Annotated in this window: 16 protein-coding genes and 3 pseudogenes; 3 read left to right on the top strand and 16 right to left on the bottom strand. The window is 69.5% G+C overall.

The features are described 5' to 3' along the window. Nucleotides 1-197: 197 nt before the first annotated feature. The 6 genes and pseudogenes from RKD20_RS00395 to RKD20_RS00370 form a co-directional block, all read right to left on the bottom strand. Complete coding sequence (locus tag RKD20_RS00395) at nucleotides 198-665, bottom strand: nuclear transport factor 2 family protein (protein ID WP_424875816.1); 468 nt, start codon at nucleotides 663-665, stop codon at nucleotides 198-200. Nucleotides 666-679: 14 nt separating this feature from the next. After that, entirely contained in the window at nucleotides 680-1,627 is a 948-nt protein-coding gene (locus RKD20_RS00390; protein WP_424875815.1) for a pyridoxamine 5'-phosphate oxidase family protein, read from the bottom strand. A 289-nt stretch (nucleotides 1,628-1,916) separates the two neighbouring features. Then, nucleotides 1,917-3,134 carry an MFS transporter gene (locus tag RKD20_RS00385; RefSeq protein ID WP_424875814.1) on the bottom strand — a complete coding sequence of 406 codons (1,218 nt, stop codon included), beginning with the start codon at nucleotides 3,132-3,134 and terminating at the stop codon, nucleotides 1,917-1,919. 188 nt (nucleotides 3,135-3,322) lie between these two features. Further along, nucleotides 3,323-3,796, bottom strand: coding sequence for a DUF1348 family protein (locus RKD20_RS00380; RefSeq protein ID WP_424875810.1), 474 nt, complete (start codon nucleotides 3,794-3,796; stop codon nucleotides 3,323-3,325). A 292-nt stretch (nucleotides 3,797-4,088) separates the two neighbouring features. Continuing rightward, a pseudogene (locus tag RKD20_RS00375) lies at nucleotides 4,089-4,226 on the bottom strand (hypothetical protein); the annotation flags it as partial. A 279-nt stretch (nucleotides 4,227-4,505) separates the two neighbouring features. Then, the gene (locus tag RKD20_RS00370) at nucleotides 4,506-4,916 is read right to left on the bottom strand and encodes a transposase (protein WP_424883106.1); all 411 of its coding nucleotides are present in this window, start codon (nucleotides 4,914-4,916) and stop codon (nucleotides 4,506-4,508) included. A gap of 838 nt (nucleotides 4,917-5,754) precedes the next feature. Between RKD20_RS00370 and RKD20_RS00365 the strand changes: the two are divergent. From RKD20_RS00365 to RKD20_RS00355, 3 genes and pseudogenes are all read left to right on the top strand, one after another. Then, a pseudogene (locus tag RKD20_RS00365) lies at nucleotides 5,755-6,761 on the top strand (DUF6192 family protein). Between the two features lie 2 nt (nucleotides 6,762-6,763). Further along, nucleotides 6,764-7,183: a RacP protein gene (locus tag RKD20_RS00360; protein WP_424875813.1), complete on the top strand. Its 420-nt coding sequence runs from the start codon at nucleotides 6,764-6,766 to the stop codon at nucleotides 7,181-7,183. A gap of 59 nt (nucleotides 7,184-7,242) precedes the next feature. Further along, on the top strand, nucleotides 7,243-8,109 hold the full coding sequence (locus RKD20_RS00355) for an IS5 family transposase (RefSeq protein ID WP_424875812.1): 867 nt from the start codon (nucleotides 7,243-7,245) through the stop codon (nucleotides 8,107-8,109). A gap of 122 nt (nucleotides 8,110-8,231) precedes the next feature. Here RKD20_RS00355 and RKD20_RS00350 read toward each other — a convergent pair. The 10 genes and pseudogenes from RKD20_RS00350 to RKD20_RS00305 all read right to left on the bottom strand — a co-directional run bounded on the left by RKD20_RS00350 (nucleotide 8,232) and on the right by RKD20_RS00305 (nucleotide 18,644). Next, a pseudogene (locus RKD20_RS00350) lies at nucleotides 8,232-9,402 on the bottom strand (PP2C family protein-serine/threonine phosphatase). A 238-nt stretch (nucleotides 9,403-9,640) separates the two neighbouring features. Next, nucleotides 9,641-10,216: a TetR/AcrR family transcriptional regulator gene (locus RKD20_RS00345; RefSeq protein ID WP_424883105.1), complete on the bottom strand. Its 576-nt coding sequence runs from the start codon at nucleotides 10,214-10,216 to the stop codon at nucleotides 9,641-9,643. Nucleotides 10,217-10,354: 138 nt separating this feature from the next. Continuing rightward, on the bottom strand, nucleotides 10,355-10,891 hold the full coding sequence (locus RKD20_RS00340) for an ATP-binding protein (RefSeq protein ID WP_424875811.1): 537 nt from the start codon (nucleotides 10,889-10,891) through the stop codon (nucleotides 10,355-10,357). 434 nt (nucleotides 10,892-11,325) lie between these two features. Continuing rightward, nucleotides 11,326-11,799, bottom strand: coding sequence for a DUF1348 family protein (locus tag RKD20_RS00335; protein ID WP_424875810.1), 474 nt, complete (start codon nucleotides 11,797-11,799; stop codon nucleotides 11,326-11,328). Between the two features lie 548 nt (nucleotides 11,800-12,347). Beyond that, entirely contained in the window at nucleotides 12,348-13,133 is a 786-nt protein-coding gene (locus RKD20_RS00330) for an RNA-binding protein (protein ID WP_424875809.1), read from the bottom strand. Next, nucleotides 13,072-14,889, bottom strand: coding sequence for a TniQ family protein (locus tag RKD20_RS00325; RefSeq protein ID WP_424875808.1), 1,818 nt, complete (start codon nucleotides 14,887-14,889; stop codon nucleotides 13,072-13,074). Before RKD20_RS00325 ends, RKD20_RS00330 begins: the two co-directional genes overlap by 62 nt. Further along, nucleotides 14,886-16,118 (bottom strand): TniB family NTP-binding protein, encoded by a 1,233-nt coding sequence (locus RKD20_RS00320; RefSeq protein ID WP_424875807.1) that lies wholly within the window; start codon nucleotides 16,116-16,118, stop codon nucleotides 14,886-14,888. Before RKD20_RS00320 ends, RKD20_RS00325 begins: the two co-directional genes overlap by 4 nt. Next, nucleotides 16,115-17,746, bottom strand: a complete 1,632-nt coding sequence (locus tag RKD20_RS00315) for a transposase (protein WP_424875806.1) — start codon at nucleotides 17,744-17,746, stop codon at nucleotides 16,115-16,117. The genes RKD20_RS00320 and RKD20_RS00315 overlap by 4 nt, the downstream gene beginning before the upstream one ends. After that, the gene (locus tag RKD20_RS00310) at nucleotides 17,743-18,195 is read right to left on the bottom strand and encodes a hypothetical protein (protein WP_424875805.1); all 453 of its coding nucleotides are present in this window, start codon (nucleotides 18,193-18,195) and stop codon (nucleotides 17,743-17,745) included. The genes RKD20_RS00315 and RKD20_RS00310 overlap by 4 nt, the downstream gene beginning before the upstream one ends. After that, nucleotides 18,168-18,644 (bottom strand): hypothetical protein, encoded by a 477-nt coding sequence (locus RKD20_RS00305; RefSeq protein ID WP_424875804.1) that lies wholly within the window; start codon nucleotides 18,642-18,644, stop codon nucleotides 18,168-18,170. The genes RKD20_RS00310 and RKD20_RS00305 overlap by 28 nt, the downstream gene beginning before the upstream one ends. Nucleotides 18,645-19,112 lie beyond the last annotated feature (468 nt).

Raw genomic sequence — 19,112 nt, 5'->3', positions numbered from 1 at the left:
TCCGTGGTCACTGGTGCGACGAGGGCGGGAGACCGCCCAGGAGGGCCAGCTTCGGTGCGCCAAGCTCACCGGTTTCCCGGTAGGAGACCCGGTATCCAGTTACATCGGTGGTGCGAAAGCTGAGGGTCATGGCCATTCACTCATTGCTGTGGCCCTGCTCAGGCGCCGTCATGGGCATCTTGGGACGTGCGGTGGTTTCAGGCGAGGGGGAGGTCGTGCCCGGGGCCGCGCTCGCTGTCGGAGCGGGGGCCGAAGTAGCGGCGGTCTTCCTCGTTGATGGGCAGGTCGTTGATGCTGGCCTCGCGGCGGCGCATCAGACCGTTGTCGGCGAACTCCCACAGTTCGTTGCCGTAGGAGCGGAACCACTGGCCTTCGGCGTTGTGCCATTCGTACTGGAAGCGGACGGCCATCCGGTTGCCACGGAAGCCCCACAGGCTCTTGCGCACGACGTAGTCGAGTTCGTGTTCCCACTTGTTGGTGAGGAACTCGGTGATTGCTTCGCGGCCGGTGACGAGGGCATCGCGGCAACGCCAGGCGGAGTCCTCGGTGCAGGCGAGGGCGACCTGACGCGGGTCGCGGGTGTTCCAGGCGTCTTCGGCGGCTTGGACCTGGGCGAGGGCGCTGTCGATGTCGAACGGCGGGACGAGCGGGCGGCTGTCGGTCATGGCGGGGCGGTCCTTCATCGTGCGGTGGGCTGGTCCGTCAGCGGCGGGTTGTCGGGGGCTGCGGTAACTGTGTCGGCCTGGAGCGGCAGCAGGCGGCCGGCCACGAGATGGCGGGGGGTGAAGTGGACGCGGCGGCCGGTGCGGTCGTCGTCGCCGGGGATGCCCGTGCGGGTCCATTCCAGGGCGGCTTGACCGGACAGGTGCAGGGTGCGGCCGGTGGTGAAGTCGCAGAAGAGCAGGGCGGCGGCGGGGTCGGTCTCGAGATTGCCGAGGGTGTTGAACATGTTGTTGCCCCGATAGTCGGGCCACCACAGTCGTCCGTCCTCGACGCGGACGAAGCCGGGAGGACCGCCGCGGTGTGAGGCGTCGTTGCCGCGGGCGGGGTGGGTGGTGCCGATCAGGAAGGTGTCGGACCGGCGGATCAGGCCGATGTCGCTGGTGGCGAGGGTGTCGGCGCTGCGGACCGGCTCCCCGCGAGGGATACCCGCGGGCGTGGCGTGGAGTTGCCGGCTCTGGATGTACTGGGGGCAGTTGCCGTATGCCTGCTCCACGTCGATGCGCAGGCCGTCGCTCCCGGTGGCTGAGAGGGTGCCGTTGATCCGCAGGCGTCTGCGGGTGGCGTACTCGACCACGATCAGCCCGACCTGCTGGGCCGCCGGTAGGTGATGCAGTGGGTCGCCTTCGGCGGGCAGTGCCCGCACGGCGAGGGCTGCCGACGAGGCGACGTGGAGGAAGCCGGGCGGGCCGGTGAGCGGGGAGACCCACAGCGTGCCGTCCATGGCGCGGGCGGTGATCGCGGCGAAGGTCCGCTCGGCCAGGAACCGGGCCACGCCGCCGCGCAGCTGGGCGGGGGCCAGCATGCCGGAGAGCCGTGCCGCGTCCCTGGCTACGCCTGCCTGACGCTGGACGGCCAGCTCGCCCTCGTGGAAGCCCACCGGGCTGCTACGCGCCGGGTCTGTCATCGTTCTTCCTTCCACGGGCGGTCGGGAGTGCCGCCGACCGGCGGGCGAGGGGGCCGCCGGCCTGGCCCCGGTCGGGGGGGTGGGGCCGGGCCAGCGGGGCGGGTGCGGGTCAAGACCGCGGAGCGCGGCGTGACCACGGGCCAGTCGTTGTCGACCTTGGCGAGGGGTTGAAGTGGTTCGTCAGGACGGTCAGGGGCAGGGCGCCGTCGTCGACACGGCCGTGAGCGCGGGCGATGGCGTAGCTGCCGACGGCGGCGAGCACAGCCGCCACGGTCGCGTCCGCACGCGGTCAGCGCGCCCGTTCGGCGCGGAAGAGGGGGACGGCGAGGGCGGCGGCGAGCAATGCAGTGGCGCCGAAGGCAGTGAGCGCGACGGTGAACCCGGCCGTGAGCAGGGCCTGGAAGGCGAGGCTGCCCAGGCCAAAACCGGTGAAGAGGGCGAAGACGTTCAGGCCCATGGCCTGGCCGCGGGGGCCGGGCAGGTCGGTGACAATGCCGCCCAGAGGTGGCTGGGTCATGTCGTAGCCGAGCGACAGCGCGGTGATGATCACCACAACGGCGGGGAGGGGTGAGTCGGTGGCCAGCAGCAGCGCGCATGCGGCGGCCAGGGCCACGCCGGTGGGGATGATGCGGGCGCGGCCGTAGCGGTCGGCCAGGTGGCCGATGACTGGGCCGAGCAGAAAGCCGGGGATGCCGTAACCGAGCAGCGCGAGCCCGATGCCGACCGGGCCGAGCGCGAACCGCTGGACCAGATACAGCCCGAGCCAGGTGTAGATGCCGGAGTGCAGCATTGCGTTGAGCAGCACGTAGGCGTAGGTGCGCCGGCCGCGAGCGGTGTGCAGCAGGCGCCGGTAGCCGACGACGACCGCGGCCAGCGGCGGGAACGTGGCGGGTCGAGGCGTGCTGGGCAGGACGCGGGCGGCCAAGGCCACGGCCAGCAGAAGGGCGCCGCCGACGGCGGCGGCCAGGAACAGGCCGGGCCAGCCGATCGCGGGCTCGGCCAGGGCGCCGGCGCTGGAGCCGACCGCGGTGCCGCCGGCCATGCCGCCAAACAGCCAGCCCAGCGCCTTCCCGCGCCGGGCGTAGGGGAAGACGTCCCCGATCAGGGCCAGGGAGATGGGCACCACGCCGCTGGCGCCGAGCGCGGTGGCCAGCCGCAGGCCGAGGAAGGCTGCGGTGCTGTCGGCGAGGGCGGTGGCCGCGGTCAGGACGGCGAAGGCGGCCAATGAGGTGAGGATGACCGTGCGGCGGCCGATGCGGTCGGACAGCGGCCCCCATACCAGGGTCATCGCCCCGTAGGGCACCAGGTACGCGGGGACGGCCAGGCCGACGGTTCCGGGCGTGGTGTGGAAGGCCCGGCCGAGCTGCGGCAGGATCGGCGCGATCATGAACGCCTGCGCGAAAATCAGAAACGCGGCGGCGGTCAGAAGGGCCAGCAGGCCGCGGTGCTGGGCCGAACCGACCGACGCTTCGGGCTCGGACACGTGGGCGGGAGTCGTGCAGGACACGCGGGTTCCTTCGTATCGATCGGCCCTGCCCGGCCGGGGGCGGACGGGCACGGCCCGGAACTGGCGGCGCCGGAGGTTTCGGTGGCAGGCGAGGGCTGCACCACGCCGCGTCCGCTCTCCGATCGACGGCCACCTGGCAGGCTCTCAACCGGGTGGCCGGCCTGGATTCGCGGCGCGGGGGTGGCCGGTCAGAGGCCGAGGTCGCTCAGGCCGGGGTGGTCGTCGGGGCGGCGTCCGAGGGGCCAGTGGAACTTGCGCTCGGATTCCTTGATGGGAAGTTCGTTGATGCAGGCGTAGCGGTGGTGCATGAGGCCGTTGTCGTCGAACTCCCAGTTCTCGTTGCCGTAGGCGCGGAACCAGTTGCCCGAGTCGTCGCGGTACTCGTAGGCGAAGCGCACGCCGATGCGGTTGCCGTCGAAGGCCCACAGTTCCTTGATGAGCCGGTAGTCCAGCTCCCGGTTCCACTTGCGGGTGAGGAAGGCGACGATCTCGTCGTAACCGGTGGCGAACTCCGCGCGGTTGCGCCAGTAGGAGTCCGGGGTGTAGGCGAGGGCGACCTTTTCCGGGTTGCGGGAGTTCCAGCCGTCTTCCGCCAGGCGGACTTTCTGGATGGCGGTCTCCCGGGTGAACGGCGGGAACGGGGGGCGCGGTTCGTGACTCATGTCGCTTCCTTCGGTTGTACTCGGGCCCACGCAAGGAGGTGGGCGCCCCAGACGGCAGCCGCATCGTGGCAGTCGACCGACCGGGCAGAGAACGAGCGTTCTCCATGTCCTTCACAGTAGTAGAACGTTGGTTCTCGCGCAAGCTGCTGCATTCGATTGCGTGATTCCGATCCGTCCACGATGTCCAGCCCAGTTGTGGTCCTGGGCCGTCACTGAACAGGCCCGGGCCTTGGCCCTGGTTGCCTGGACGGGCCCGATCGGCGACTGCTGCGAGGGGTCCCATACCGGCTCTTCAGAGTTGAGCGGTGCGGAGGTGTCCGCGGGCCCGGCGAGCGGTGACGCAGGGTGCCCCAAGCCGATGTTTGCCGGCATTGCGAAAGCCGAACGCCGCGCGGGCGACAAGCTTGATCACACGGTTGATGCCTTCGCTCCTGGCGTTACTGTCCGGTGTCGATCAATGCAGCGGTCTCGGGCCATCAGCGGTCGACGGTGACGGCGAGCTGCCGCATCGCGGGGATGTCGGAATCCGCGCACCATGTGAGGAACTTCCAGCAGGGTTGGCCGACTTGGTTCCGGTCGGCGCCAGTTCTGGCCAGAGCGAGGAGGCTGCGCAGGTTCTCCTTGGCGATCCAGGTCCTCAGCAGGAACTGCCGACTGCCCCTTGCCGAGCGCGTTCCACATCGTCGCGAACTGCTCGTCGGTGAGGTCCTCACGGCTGCGCAGCAGGCGCCGGCGGGCCGACCACTCCCGATCGGTGGCTCGTCCGCGTCGGCCGCGGACCTCGGCAGTGGTGCGGGGCCGGGCCGCCGAGGGCATGCTGCACCACGTGGACGCGGTCGATCACGACCCTGGTGTGCGGCAGGCCGGTGCGGATCGCGGCGCGATAGGTGGCGGACACGTCGACGGCGACGTGTGTAATGCTCTTTCTCCAGGTCAGCGGGGTGGTGGCGAGCCAGCACGCTGGCGACGCTGCGGTCCTCGACCTGGCCCAGCAGCCCGCCCGCCCCGAGGGCGTCGATGAAGCCGGTGCGCCACCGATCGCGTGCCCCGCCCGTCTGCCGGTGTCGAGGTCTTGTTCCCAGCGCGGCTCGTCCCGGCGCGTCTCACCGATGCCCAGCACGTCGACCTCGGGCAAGATGCGTCGACGACCGCACAGGCTTGGTCGCGCAAGGCACGCGTCCGGTCGGCCAGGACAGGGGCAGACCCCGGCGGCCTGTGCGACCCCGGAACCCGGCGTCCGGCCGCGACCCGCAGCCGCAGGGTCATCCGCGCGCCAGGCCGGCAGCTGCGGGTCCTGCTCGGTGGACGACCGGCGCGGGCAGGGCCAGAAGCCCCCGCTGAGGGCCAGTCTCACGTGCGCCCCGCCCACTGGGCGGCACCCCGCAGGGAACGGAAGCGGGGCTGCGAGTGAAGGCGACGGCGTGCTCAGAAGCTGTTTCTGATCCCCGGTTCTGAGTAGATTTGGGTCCTACGCTGGCGTGGTGTCCAAGGGCACCGGACGGGCCAGGGAGAGGATCTGTCGGGCGTGTGGCGAACGGCTGTGGCCGGGAGTCCGGCCTGATGCCATGTTCTGTTCCGCGGCATGTCGTGCCAGGCAGTGGCGGACGCAACGCCAGTTGCGCAAGCGCCTGGCGGCTGTCCAGAGCGGTGCGGATGAGGTGGAGTGCCCGGAGTGCGGGGCCCGCTGGGTAGCCGGCGTCGACCGGCGCTCGAACGCCGTCTACTGCTCGCGGCGGTGTGTGGTGAGGGCCTGGCGGCGCCGGAAGGAAACGTTCGGCGAACGGGCACAGTGACCGCATCGTGAACACATCCTGATTCCGGCTCCGGTCAGAACCCGGTCAGTTGCGGTCGTTCGTTGTGATCATAGGATTTGCGGTCTGACGCTCGGTGATGAGCGGGCCGTGTCCACGTCACGGACGTCAGCTCCGTGCTGCGGCCCGCATGGGTGGTGAAACCCCATGGCGGAGGGGATCGAAAAGGTCGGAAGCGTCAGTCAGTCCCGTTACGAGCAGATCGTGGCCGAGCTGCGGGACGTGGTCGAACAGCAGACGAGGGGCTCGTTCACGATCGGGGACCGTGCTCTGGAGATCGAGCCGATGCGTGAGCGGGGCGGCCAGCACGCCGCGCCGGGGCAGGAGTTGTTCACGGTCCGCGAGACGCTGTTCCGTCTCGCTGAGGACATCGGCCTGTCCTACGCGACGGTGGAAAGCGCCAGGTGGACGGCCTCGCGCTGGCCCGCCGACAGCGGCAGAAAGGGGTGTCGTTCCGGGTCCAGCGGACCCTGGGGCAGATTGAGAACGAGGCCGAACGGTACGCGACCATCGCCAAACCTCCCGCGGGCAAGACGCGGTGGACGGTGGACGAAGCCAACCGCAGGGTGGGCCGACAAGTTGAGCGTCCCACGTCGCCGCAGGAGAAGATTACCGCGATCCACTCCCTGGCCCGGGACGAGGACGTCGCCGCGGCGGTGACCACCGATTTTCTCAAACGCCCGCAGGTGGCGGCCAAAGTGCCTGATCAGGACAAGGTCCGGGCGGTGGAGGAGTTCACCCGGGACGAAACCGTGGCCGCCACCGCGGTCACCGGTCTGCTGCGCCGCCCAGATGTCGCCTTCAAGGCGATGAGCGACGACACCGCCCGCCATCAGGTCAATCACGCCCAGGTCGAGCGGGGTCGGCAGGCCCGCGAACACTTCGAGGACACCAGCCCGGTCGCCCCGACGGTCCGCAACATCGACCGGACCGTGGAGCTTTTGGACCTGGTCACCGCCTGCCACTCGTTTGTGGCCGCGGCCGGCCGGGCCGTCCCGGGCCTGCGCGACCGCACGCTCGGCGAGGACGAACGCACGATCGTGCACGAGAACATCGCGAAGGTGCGGGCCACGCTGGACTGGATCGAGACCGCGGTCGACACGGGCAAGGTCGACGTGGACGGCGAGCTGGCCCGCCTGCTGAAAGGCGATTAGACATGCCCCGCGCCTCACGGCGCCGGGGCGAGGCCGCTCAGCGGCATGCCGACACCGTGCGGTTCGTGTTGTTCGAGGCCAGGCCCGCCGGGCTGCTGTTCCCTCAGCTCACCCGGGCCAGTGGACTGACACCGAGCCAGGTGCGGGCAGGGCTTGCCTGCCTGCGCGACATCATCGCGGAGAACGGCTGGCCGCCGCTGATCTGGACCAGAGCCGACGGCTACCAGCTCGGCGCCGAACCGGCCGCCCTGCAGGCATACGAACGGGCCGTGCTCACGGAGAAACTCACCGAGTTCCGCCGGTTCCTCACCGGCACGGTCGCCCCGCACGCCGCCGCCCAGCCCAACGACAGGTGGGTCAAGCACATCATCGCCCAGCTCAACTCCATCGAATCCACTCTCGACCTGGTCGTCTCCGCTTGACCACCCCTGACGGGCGGCCCCCGTCACCCCGCCACTGACCTGGAGGAAGGCGAAACCGCATGCGCCAGCGCCGCTACCCCTCCGACACCACGAACGCCGAATGGGCGCTGATCGAAGCGTTGTTGCCGACCCCGGCCTGCGACACCGCCGCCGGGGGTCGGCCGGAGAAACATCCCCGCCGGGAGATCGTCGACGCGATCCGCTACGTCGTCGACACGGGCTGCAAATGGCGGGCCCTGCCTGCGGATTACCCGCCCTGGAGGACCGTTTGGGGCTTCATGGCCCGCTGGGCCGCCGCCGGGGTCATCGGGCAGATCCGTGACGACCTGGCCGGGCGGATCCGCCGCGAGATGGGCAAAGGCCCAAGGGCAGTCGCGACCGTGATCGACTCCCAGAGCGTCAAGGCCGCGGAGACCGTCGGCAAGGACTCCCGCGGTTACGACGCGGGCAAGAAAATCAATGGCCGCAAGCGTCATATGGTCGTCGACACCCGCGGCCTGCCCCTGCTCGTCATGGTCACCCCGGCCTCGCTCACCGACCGTGACGCGGCGAGAGAGGTCCTCTTCCGCCTGCGTCTGATGCACCCCGAGATCACCATCGTCTGGGCCGACTCCGCTTATGCCGGAAAACTCGTGGACTGGGCAAAGAAGCACCTCAACCTCACGCTCAAAACGGTGAGCCGTCCCAAGGACGCGTCCGGCTTCATCGTGCTGCCCCGCCGCTGGGTGGTCGAGAGGTCACTGGCCTGGATGATGCACGCGCGTCGGCATGCCCGGGACTACGAACGGCTCGTCCAGCACTCCGAAACATTGATCACCTGGGCCGCGATCACGCTGATGACCAAACGACTGGCCCGCAAAGGCCCCACCACTTGGTCGAAGAAGCCCAAGTTCACCGCCGACGTTCTGCCTGAGCAGGCCTTCTAACGAGAGGGCAGCACCGCGGACACGGTCTTGGGGAACGTCCGAGCCGTCTTGCTCAACGCTGGTGAGCCACTCCGGTGACCAGATGCCGAAGGCCCGTCGGGCGAGGAAGGTTGGTCATGGCCCTACTTCGTACGGGTGGCTGAGGCTTGCCGGGTGTCCGCGCCGGAGCTGACGTGCCGCTGGGTCTCCTGGGGGCCGTGCCAGTCCAGGCACATCACGGTGGCGTCGTCGTCGAGCTGGCCTCCGGCAGCGTCCAGGACTGCGGATGTCAGCGTCAGCGCGGCCTCCCGAGGGTGCAGATCCCGGGTCTTCGTCAGCAGGGCAGGCAGGTCGATCTCCTCCCCGTGATGTTCGAGCATGCCGTCGGTCAGCATGAGCAGACGGTCATGGGGGCGCAGATCGATGTCCTGAACGCGGTAGGGGTGGGGCACGCGCACGGACAGCCCGAAGGGATGGTCTACCTCGCAGGTGATCGTCTCCGCGGTCCCGTCGCGCATGCGCAGTGGCCAGGGGTGGCCGGCGTTGACGAGCTGGGCTCGCCCGGTGTGGAGGTTGATGCGCAGCAGCTGTCCGGTGGCGTGGCCGTGGCCGTGCTCGGCCAGAGCTTGGTCGGCCAGGTGGGCCTGTTCGGCCAGGCCGGCTCCTGCCCGGCGGCCGCCGCGCAGAGCGCTCACCAAGACCGTGGCGGCCAGGGCGGCGTCGATGTCGTGGCCCATGGGATCGGTCACCGACAGGTGAAGGGCGTCGCGGTCCAGGGTGTAGTCGAAGGTGTCGCCGCTGAGGTCTTCGGAGGGCTCCAGGCTCCCGCACAGTGTGAACTGCGCGGCCTCGCACGTCAGTGACGAGGGCAGCAGCTGGTACTGGATCTCGGCTGCCAGGGTGGGGGGCCTGGAGCGTTTGCCCCAGGTGTAGAGGTCGGTGAAGCGCCCGTTGGCGATCACGATGTAGGCCAGGACGTGGGCGGCTTCCCCGATCTCATCAAGGACGTCTTCGCCGGGGGCAGCCGGCAGGAGGAGTTCCAGGAGCCCGATCGCATCCCCCCGATTGGTGACCGGCACGATCACCCGCTGTCCCTGGTCGGCGGCCTCCTGGTACAGCCGCTGGGTTCGGATCACCTTTTCGTAGACGCTGCCGAAGAGCGGTATCCGCTCCGCTTCTCGCCCCCCTTCCGCGGCACCGACGGTGGACAGCCGTGCCACCGCTTTCCCTGTCAGGTCCACGATGAGGAAAGAGACCCTTCGGGCCCTGAAACGCCGCCGCAGGTCCTCCCGCGACAACATCGACGGCCTCCACCGGCGCCGCCTGCTCCGCTGCCGTCAGCAGCCGGGGAAGCTCACTCCGCCCACCGCTCACGTCACGATCCCTTCATCGGCCCCTGCTACCAGCTTGGGCACCGCCACGGTGAACGTCAATCGCCGCCCGTCACGGTAAGTGAAGACTGGCGATATGAGCGCAAGCGAATGGCGCCGCTGCTGCAATCTGTCAGCCGTCCGTGCCGTGACCTGCGGGTTCGAGGTTCAGACACAGGTTCTCAGGCAGCGGTGACCACGTCTGCGTGAGCGGCCCGCAGCAGCGTGCGGGCGGCGTCCTTGGCGTGACGGGCGGGCTCTGGAGACCCGGAGATGGCCGCTGTGGTCATCGCGCCCTCGGCGAGCAGGACGAGCTGTTCGGTCAGCCACGCGGGCGCGTCCGCGGCGGCCACGAGATCGGCAAGATATCGCCGGAAGGCATCCTTGTGGGCCCTCGCGATGTCGGCCACGGTCTGGGACGTCGCCCCCAACTCCCCGAAGGAGTTGATGAAGCCGCAGCCGCGGAACCCCTGCTCGCTGAACCAGAGGAACAGCCAGTCGAAGACCGCCAGAATCCGATGCTCGGGTGAGTCGTAGGTATCCACGTGCTGGGCAAGATCGCGGAGCCACCTCGCGTCCCGCCGCCTCAGGTACGCCTCGACCAGGGTGTCCTTGGAAGGGAAGGTCTGGTACAGGCGCTTGAGGGGCACGCCGGAGGCGGTGCGGATCGCATCCATTCCCACCGACTGAATGCCTCGGCCGTAGAACAGTTCCTCGGCAGCGTCAAGGATCCGCTGCTCAGTCGTCTCGGGTTCCACTTCGCTCACCCATTCTCGAAAACGGTCGTTCTCCTACGGTACAGCCACCAGGTCGCACGGCATATTCCCGGGCGCGGGCCGGCCAGTCGCCGTATGCGCCTGCCCGGATCGGGGCCGGGCGTGTTGCCCGCTGCCCACTCAAGCGAGCGCAAGGACTGCCTGGGGCTGCTCAGCCGGTGCGGTGGCGACACGGAGGCCGGCGCGGTCCCGCCGGTGATCGCGTTCCTCGAGTGTTTCGGTCCAGTCCGCCAGGAGTTCGACGATGCCCACGCCGCGGCCGTGCTCATCAGGGGCACCGGTGCAGCGAGGGTGGGGCGAGGGCGCCGTGGCGCCGGAGTCGACAACCTCGATACGCACAGCGCGGCCTTCGAACGCGAGGCTCACGATCATGTCGGCCCGTCCGCGCTGGGCCGCGTTCCCTGCAAGCTCGCCGACGATCAGCAGGACGGAGTCCCGATCCTCCGGGACGACGTCCCATCGGGCGAGCAGGGATGCGGCGAAGTGGCGGGCGGTGCGTACCCAGCGCTCCTCGGCGGGAAGGGCGATCACGCCGTGCCGGTGCATGCCCGTACGGGCATGGGCCAACACCGGGGTCACGGGAGCCGGCCGGGGCTGCTCGCCGGACTGGGGCAGCGTCATCGGCAGAGGCCGCATTGCGGTGTGCGAGAGAGTCATGGGATCACCCACCTGAACTTTCCGAGCCCGCATCAACAGGCTCGTGTTCTGCAGCTTCTCTGCCCTCGGCCCTGGATTAGATCGGCGTCAGAGCCCAGGCGGCGGTCCTGCGGCACTCGCGACGGCCGAACCGGCTATCCGTCCGGTCAGCGATGACGATGTCGTGAGCCTTCAGCTGAGAACGATCGTTCTATTGATTGAGGTCAGCCTATAGAACGGTCGTTCTCAGCGCAAGCGGGATGCACCGAACTGCCGAAAATCCGGAGCAGCGCCCCATGCTTACCGCAGGTGAGAGGTGCCTTTAGGGCTTGCGAGGGAATCCTGAGCTCAAAGCCCTCAAGGTGCGCGGCGACCTCTGAGGTGCAGCCCCACGCACGAACGACCGCGCCGTGGATCCGGCGTCGGGCCTGGATTCACGGCGCGGGGGTGGCCGGTCAGAGGCCGAGGTCGCTCAGGCCGGGGTGGTCGTCGGGGCGGCGTCCGAGGGGCCAGTGGAACTTGCGCTCGGATTCCTTGATGGGAAGTTCGTTGATGCAGGCGTAGCGGTGGTGCATGAGGCCGTTGTCGTCGAACTCCCAGTTCTCGTTGCCGTAGGCGCGGAACCAGTTGCCCGAGTCGTCGCGGTACTCGTAGGCGAAGCGCACGCCGATGCGGTTGCCGTCGAAGGCCCACAGTTCCTTGATGAGCCGGTAGTCCAGCTCCCGGTTCCACTTGCGGGTGAGGAAGGCGACGATCTCGTCGTAACCGGTGGCGAACTCCGCGCGGTTGCGCCAGTAGGAGTCCGGGGTGTAGGCGAGGGCGACCTTTTCCGGGTTGCGGGAGTTCCAGCCGTCTTCCGCCAGGCGGACTTTCTGGATGGCGGTCTCCCGGGTGAACGGCGGGAACGGGGGGCGCGGTTCGTGACTCATGTCGCTTCCTCTGGGTCTGTCGGTATCGCCGCTGGTGGGGTGTGAGTTCCGTTGGCGTGGGTGCGCTGCCAGGAGAACGAACGTTCTCGCCGACGGGTAAAACCGTACGGGAACGATGGTTCTCGCGCAAGACCCCCGGACCCCGACCTGGCAGCCCTTCCCCTGACAGGCCATCGCGCGCAGATGCCTCGCCCGGTGGAGCGGCGCATCCGGGGCAAGCCACTGTGGACAGGCTTGAGGTGAGGGAGTCGAAGACGGGGCCCGTGAACTCGCAGTCGCCCTACACGCCACCCTGCACGGAAGCCTGGCGCCGCTCACCCTCGCGACGCCTGCCGCTTCCTGACCAGCCGCCTTCAGGACTCCAGGGTCATCTCGTGGCGGCTTTTGGGCCAGACCGGTGCTGCTTAGGACGCCGCGGCCGCGCAGTTGGCGTCAGCGGGCCTGGTTCAGTGGCCGGGTCAGTTCCTGTGACCGAGCACGACACCTGGTCTGGCAGGACAACTTCGATGCACAAGACCTGCTGGCTCGCCCGCGGCGCGCGAACCGGGTTACCACCGGGCGCGCAGTACACCGTCGCTGTCTGGCAGGGCAGCACAGAGCAGTGGGCGGTGTTCGGCGAGGGACAGAGGCAGGGCGCAGGCGGCTCGGGCATCGGCCACGTGGACGGTGAGCTTTTGGTAGTCGGTGTCGTCGACGATCGCGTGGCTGACCGTCCCGTCCTGCGCTTCCCAGACGAACTGGATGGCCTCCTCCTGGGGCAATGCGGCGAGGACGGCGCCGACGTTCGGGGTCAGGTCGGGCCAGACGGTCAGCAATGCGCGCGGGCCGAGACTGGCGCGCACTGTGTTGAGGTTCTTCGGTGTGATTCGGTGCCAGCGTGCGGCGCCGCGGACGTAGCTTTCCTCGAGGAGTAGCGCATGTTGTGAGGCCAGCGCGGTGTGCACGCGTATCCAGAAGTGCTCGTCGGCCGGCTCCGTCACTTCCGCTTCGTCGACCTCGGCCGCGTACGGCGAGGCCGTTAGCGGTTCCGGGAAGAGGCCGAGTTCCCGTGTACGGGCCACGGCGTCCGCGCAGGGCCGGTCGCTGCCCACGCACACGTACTGGTCCCACCCGACATGCACGGTAAACAAATCCCCCACCTCCAGTCGGCACCAAGCGCCTTGGTCGCGGAGCATGGCCCGGACCAATTCCAGGGCGACCGGAAGGGAGACCTCGGTCCCGTCGTGGTAGTCGGTGAGGTCGGGCGGGAAGAGCCTGCCGAGGCCGTGCCCATCAACCGGCGGCTCCACACCGAAGTGGACGAAGCCGGTGACCGTAGGTTCGCGGATCTCCAACCGGTCGATGCCCGATGCCTGCGCGAAGGGCGGCGATCGCCGCCAGGTATGCCGCTTCGACAGGTCCGTGGTCGTTCTGTGTCCTCGGCGCCGGTGTAGTGGCCGTGCTCGTCGCGGTCGGCGGGGTCGTATTTGGTGATCCGGTGAACGAAGGACGGCGGCACGCTACTCCTCGGACGGGGCGGACGAAGTGCCCAGCGTAGGTCTCGGTCCCGATTCCGCGGCCGGGGTGGCGGCCGCCCTCAGGAGCGGTGAGCCTCGTCGAGGAGGGCGCCTCGGCGATGGCGGCGATTTCGGCGATGCGGTGAAGTGCGTCCTGGTAGGCGTCCGCGTTGCCTGGCATCTTCTGCCAGGTGCGGATGGTGACCGTCGCGGAGTGGAGGGCGCCGGGGGTGATGCCGAGGTAGCGGGCAGCCGCAGCGCGGGATCCGCCACGGGTCATCTGGACGAGGCGGATCGCGGCATCTCGGCGCAGTTGTCTTGCGGGCCCGTTCAGTTCGTCCAATGGCCAGGCCCAGGCGTCCGGCAGGAGCTGCGGGATGTCCTTCGGGTCGAGCAGGCCCCGGTGGGTCGGAGGCTGGGGGAAGAGCGGGGGCGGACCGACAGTTCCGTGACGCAGGTGGGTGCTCTCGCCAATGGCGGCGTTCATGCCGGGTGGGCAGTGTGGGGCGAGGCGCTTCAGCCGTCGGTATCCGGCACGGCTGGAGGAGAGCCGGGACAGCACGCGGGCAAGGACTGTCTTGCCGCGCAGGTCGTCGAGGATCCGCACGACGACGGCCATCAGGGCGGCTGCCCGCAGTGGTTCGCCAGGTGGGTGGTCGACGGAGCGAGCCAGCCAGCCGTCTCCTTGAGGTCCGGCTCTTTCGGCGGGTGCTCGATTCAGAGTCTCAGCGTGAGCGGCGACCTCGTCCAGGTGTTCGGCGCTGATGAGGACTTCGGCCGTGGCCGGCCAGGTGCTGCAGATGGCGAGCGTAGTGGCACGGACGTCGTTGAGGAACCGCTGGGGTGAGGTAGGCCCGCCCAGGCTTTCGACCTCCTGCCCGGTCATGGAGCGGGCGGCTGCGGTCAGCCGTTGTTGAGCGTGCACCATCGCCTCGGTAAGCCCTTCGCCGGTGGCGGAAGGATGGTCGAGCTGGTGGGCGCATTCCGGGTCCCGACCGGTGCCGGACCGATGGCGGCATTGCGCCGGGTGGAGGCTGCTACGCGGTGACGGGATGAGCTGGGTGGGTCGCCATCTTCCGTCGGCCCGGTAGCCGTTGGAGAAGGCAGGTGCCTGGCAACTGGGGCACCTCCAGTCGAGAAGGCGATGGTGGCGTGTACAGAGGAATGTGTGCGGGAGGCGCCACGAGCCCCGCCAGACCGACCCGCCGGGAAGATCGGCGGTGTCTGCCAGGCAGTCGGGGCAGTACCGGCTGAATGCCGTGAAGACCCAGCCGTCGTTGGCCATGTCGATATAGCTTTGGTGTCGTCCCAGGTAAACGGGGTGCAGAGGGGGATAGCTCGGAGCCTGCGTCGCGAGGGTGAGCGCGTGAACCTCGGGCAGGCCGAGGCGGCAGACGGTGGCCATCTGCCGGGCTCGGTTGTCGTCGAGGCGGACGACGTGATGGGTGGGGAACGTCGTCCCGGCGGTGAGCCCGCACCGGTGCGCGAGGTCGAGCGGAGAGATGCCGATGCGGTGGGCGAGACGCAGAAGGTAGCCCGCGAGCAGTTCACCCCGGGCGGGATCCAAACTTCTGGGCAGCGGAGTGTTCGTCATGCCGTGTCCGAGGCTGCGGGGCCGTGATCGTCGAACGCAGAGTTGCGGCGCCGACCGCCGCGCGGTCGGCGGGCAGAGGCCGTGGGGATGACTGGGATCTCGCCTGCCTCGGCGTCGTGGTCGGCACCACCCAGGGTGAGGGGGAGGCTGTCGAGGAGGGTCTCGGTCAGACACTCGGCGCCGCTGGTGACCGCTTCAGTGCACCCGTCCTCGATGAGGCGTTCGAGGAGGCCGACGACGCCGTTGGTGCGGGTGAAGAGGTACTCGGGCATGCGCCCCGAAGTGAGCATGCCCGGCTGGGCGTTCAGCAGCCGGAGGGCTCTCTCCAGGCCGTCGAGGTGGGTAGTCCAGGCGGTGATCTGCTGGTCGGTGTCGTAGCGAAAGCGGTCGAGGTCGACGAGGTCGAAACGGCGCTCGGTCTGGGTGGCCTCAAGGCCGTGCGCGGTGGCGTGCCGGGACGGTGGCAGCACGCTCTGCCCGGATGCCGGATCGAGGCGGCCTTCGCGCAGGAGGCCGGAGGCAGGGATGTCGACGCCGATGAGGACGAGGGTGACGTGCATGCTCATGAACGCGCGGATCAGGTCGAGGGTGTCCTGGTCGTCGGCACGATGCATCCGCAGGCGGGTGATGTCATCGAGGACCAGGACCTTGGTGCCGTGGTCGGTCAGGGACGCGGCGACCTGCCCAATCAGGTCCGGGAGGTCCATGTTTTTCGTCGGTGCCCCGTAGAAGTTCAAGATCGCCTTGCAGGTGCTCTTCGGCTTCGCGGTCACCGGGGTTTGCACATAAGCGACCGGCACCCACAAGTCGCGGGTCCCGGGCGCCGTGTTGGGGTGGATCTGGTGGTGAAGGGCGCGCCAGGAATCCTCGAAGGCGGCCACGATCTCGCAGGTGGTCTCGGTCTTGCCCTGATAGCCACCGCCGCTGATCATCACTCCCGCGCGAGTGGACGGCTTGGCCTTGAAGGCGTTGGTGCGGAGTCGGGCGCTCAGCAGCCGGTCGACCCGCTGGCTCATCGGGGTGTCCAGGAGCGGGAGGTTGGCATGGGTGGCCATCCGGTGCAGGTCATAGGCGGATCGCTCGCGCGCGCTCATCACCCGCCACTGCCCGAGCGACCGCACCGGCGCCGGTGCGAAGCCGCGCCGTGCCCGCCGCCAGGTGTCCCACCCCGCGGCCTGGTCCCGCGCAGCAGGCGCCATCAGCCCGAGCCCTATGCCGACCCGCGTCATGACTTCTCCCCCGCCCAGTCAGTGTCCGCCGCCCCGGGGGTGTCCTGCTCTTCGTCGGGGAGGAGGAAGAGGTTCTTGGCCCTGACGGAGTCGGCCAGGAGTGGCGGGGCCGGCGGCGGGACGGGGACGGCGGCCATGCGGCGGCGCCGTCGGTCTGCCTCCACGGCGGCGGTGGCCTGCCGGTGTAAAGCCCGGGCCTCTTGCAAAGACGGCTCTGGTGGCGGGGCCGAGGCGGGCCGGTCGAGGGCTGCGGCCCGGGCCCGTGCGAGTTCTCGCGCCCGGTCGGTCTTCTGCTGCCGGGTCATCTGGGTCGGCCAGGCATCCACCGGCGTCTTGGCGGCCACCAAGCCGAGGAGTACCGGCAGGAGTTGGGCGTCGCTGCGGGGCTTGAGACCGGCCTTGCCGGCCTGTCGCAGGACGTCCCCAACGCGGGCGTCTGAGAACGCGGGCACCTCTTGACCGGGCGGGAGCCCGTTCCAGAAGAGTTCGTGCCAGGCTCCGTCCAGCTCAATGAAGACCTGGCGGCAGTCCCGGGGATCGCGGTGCACGGCCCACTTCCCCGCGTGCCGGCCGCCCCGGCCCGACAGGCGGCCCCGGTGGGGTTCGAGGACGGGGCTGCGGGCGCCGTACCAGAGGCCGCCGATCTTCACGCCGCGCCGGGCGTCGATGCGTACGAAGTGCACGGGCAGCAGCTGGTAGTACAGCTCCGGTGGGGGGATCTCCAGGCAGATTCCGTCCCGCGCGGCCGCGGCGGTGAAGAGGGTGTTCGGGCTGTGTCGGCCGCCCGGATCCCAGGCGGGCGCGTACTGGTCGAGCCGCCGGTTTTGCCAGACCTTCACGATCCACGTGGCCAGCAGGTGCTCCATCTCCGACAGCGTCCACGTCGCGTCGCTCTCCGGATCGCAGCCGCGGTCGGCGATGTCGATACCGCGGTAGCCCAGGAGGAGCTCCAGCAGCAGCGACTGGATCCCGGCGAAGGCCCGCTCGCAGGCGGCCTTATCCGGCGGTCGCATCGCCCGGGCCGGCAGCAGATCGATCCCGAGCGTCGCCGCGGCTTGAACGAAGTGGTGGCTCTTGTAGACGGCGCCATGGTCGCTGGTCACCGTCTCGGGAGCAAAGAACGGCAGCCCGGCGACAGGGTGCCCGGCCAGCTCGGCCACCAGCGCCGCCGGGGCGCCGGGGTAGGGCCATTCCGTCTCCGGCCCCCAGTCCGGCCGCATCGGCAGCGGCAGCAGCACATCCCGCAGCAGCATCGCCACCTCCACCGCCGACTCCGCCACCGGCGTGAGCCGGAACGCGACGATCGAGTGGGTGCAGGCGTCCAGCGCAATCGTCAGGTGCACCGTGATCGGCTCTGCGAAGACATCGTCCAGCACCTTCACCGGCAACGGCGTCGTATCGAGGACCACCACCTGCCCCGGCCTGCTGACATGCACCGTGGCCTCAGGCCGCCACGCCGCGGCGGCCGCGGCCGCCGAACGGACGTACCGCTGGCGGCCTCCGCCCGGCCCGAACCACTCCCGCCACACCTTCGACAGGGTCGTGCGGTGCGGAACTTGGACCTCGCGGTCGGGAAAGCGCTCGCGCACGTACTGGTGGATCAGCCGCTCCTTCGAGGTCACGCTCATCCTCGAGCGGTGCAGTGACTCCGCGTGCACCGCCACGATCGCCTCCTCCACTTCCGGCGTGATGGAACGGTGCCCAGACCGCGCGCGGTCCACCGGCCGTCGGCAAGCCCGGCGACCCCGTGCTCGGAGTGCTGCGCGGACATCCGCTTCAGCGTGCGGACGCTGATTCGCTCCAGGCCCAGCTGCATCGCCTCGCGGCCGTCGAGGTCATTCAGCTCGGCGACCTTGGCCAGCCGCCGCTCCGTCAACGTGGTCCATGCGGGATCGAACGCGGGCCGCGGTTCGTCCGGCCGGGCCCAGAACCGGCTCCCGCTCCGGTAGCCGGTCTCGACCTCAAGCAGGTGCTCCTCGCGGATCCGGGCTCGGCCGAGATTGTGCTCGGTGAGGTCCTCTGCCCGGCGTACTTGGCCGCCCTGCTTCATCAGCCCCTCCTCGGCAGGTAGATCCACGACTCGTCTCCCAGCGGCAGGGTCAAGTCCACGGTCAGCCGCCGCGACCAGAGCAGGTGAAGCACGTAGGTCCGCGCGAGTGCCGGCCACGACGTGCCTTCCACGAGCTCGCTCAGCGGTCGCGGCTCCCGAGCTACTAGTTCCAGGAGCTCGGGAGCCAGCCCCAGCGGGTCGGACATCGAGCGCCGCCGGGCAGACAGCGCTTCTACCGCGGCCCAGGGCTTCGGCTGCCATCCGGCGACCACGACGTATTGCCATCCGGCGGCTCCGGCCGCTCGTTGGGCAGCGGCGAACTTGACCATGTCGTCCGCCTTGATCAGATCCGCTGGCCGGACGTCGATCAGCAGACCGGTCCCGTGGGCCAGCACCAGATAGTCCGGGGTGTGCCGCACGGCGCCCTGGCGGGTAGCGAACTTCAGGGTGAAAGGCTGCGACAGCAGCTCGTTCACGCCGCCCACAAAATCGAGCGCCAAGAGTAGACGCCGCTCGGCCAAGCTCTCGAAACCATTGCAGCCGCCCCGTTGTCGACATGTACGCCAGACCGGGGCGGTGCCGTTGCCCAGCCCGCCAGGTGAATGCGCGCGCGGGGCGCGAAGCCGACCACCTGAAGGTATCGAGATCCCGAACAGGACAGGCGATCTCCCCCTGGGTCGACTTCCACACGGCGACCCACCGGCGGGCCCAGTCGGCACCGGGGTCAGGACCCTCGGGCACCGCCTGTCGGACTGCAAGGTCTGTGAGCGAGCAGCTGTGGGACCAGACCGGATCCCGGTCCGGGGTCGCCTGGTTGAGGGAGGACGCCACAGCACCAGCACACTCGACGGCCAGGCCTTCCGTCAGCAGTACCGCGGAAACTGCCACGAATCTGGCCGCACCCGCTACTTTGCGGGCCACCTACGCCGCTCAGCGGGGCCAAC

The sequence above is a fragment of the Streptomyces sp. SLBN-8D4 genome (genome assembly GCF_049739545.1).
Classification (GTDB): Bacteria; Actinomycetota; Actinomycetes; order Streptomycetales; family Streptomycetaceae; genus Streptomyces; species Streptomyces canus_C.
This window is presented reverse-complemented; position numbering and strand designations above follow the sequence as displayed.

Bases quoted from the DNA above. Each gene is read 5' to 3' on its own strand.
- RKD20_RS00395 (WP_424875816.1), bottom strand. From the start codon at position 665: ATGACCGACAGCCGCCCGCTCGTCCCGCCGTTCGACATCGACAGCGCC.
- RKD20_RS00390 (WP_424875815.1), bottom strand. From the start codon at position 1,627: ATGACAGACCCGGCGCGTAGCAGCCCGGTGGGCTTCCACGAGGGCGAG.
- RKD20_RS00380 (WP_424875810.1), bottom strand. From the start codon at position 3,796: ATGAGTCACGAACCGCGCCCCCCGTTCCCGCCGTTCACCCGGGAGACC.
- RKD20_RS00360 (WP_424875813.1), top strand. From the start codon at position 6,764: ATGCCCCGCGCCTCACGGCGCCGGGGCGAGGCCGCTCAGCGGCATGCC.
- RKD20_RS00355 (WP_424875812.1), top strand. From the start codon at position 7,243: ATGCGCCAGCGCCGCTACCCCTCCGACACCACGAACGCCGAATGGGCG.
- RKD20_RS00340 (WP_424875811.1), bottom strand. From the start codon at position 10,891: ATGACTCTCTCGCACACCGCAATGCGGCCTCTGCCGATGACGCTGCCC.
- RKD20_RS00335 (WP_424875810.1), bottom strand. From the start codon at position 11,799: ATGAGTCACGAACCGCGCCCCCCGTTCCCGCCGTTCACCCGGGAGACC.
- RKD20_RS00325 (WP_424875808.1), bottom strand. From the start codon at position 14,889: ATGACGAACACTCCGCTGCCCAGAAGTTTGGATCCCGCCCGGGGTGAA.
- RKD20_RS00320 (WP_424875807.1), bottom strand. From the start codon at position 16,118: ATGACGCGGGTCGGCATAGGGCTCGGGCTGATGGCGCCTGCTGCGCGG.
- RKD20_RS00315 (WP_424875806.1), bottom strand. From the start codon at position 17,746: ATGAGCGTGACCTCGAAGGAGCGGCTGATCCACCAGTACGTGCGCGAG.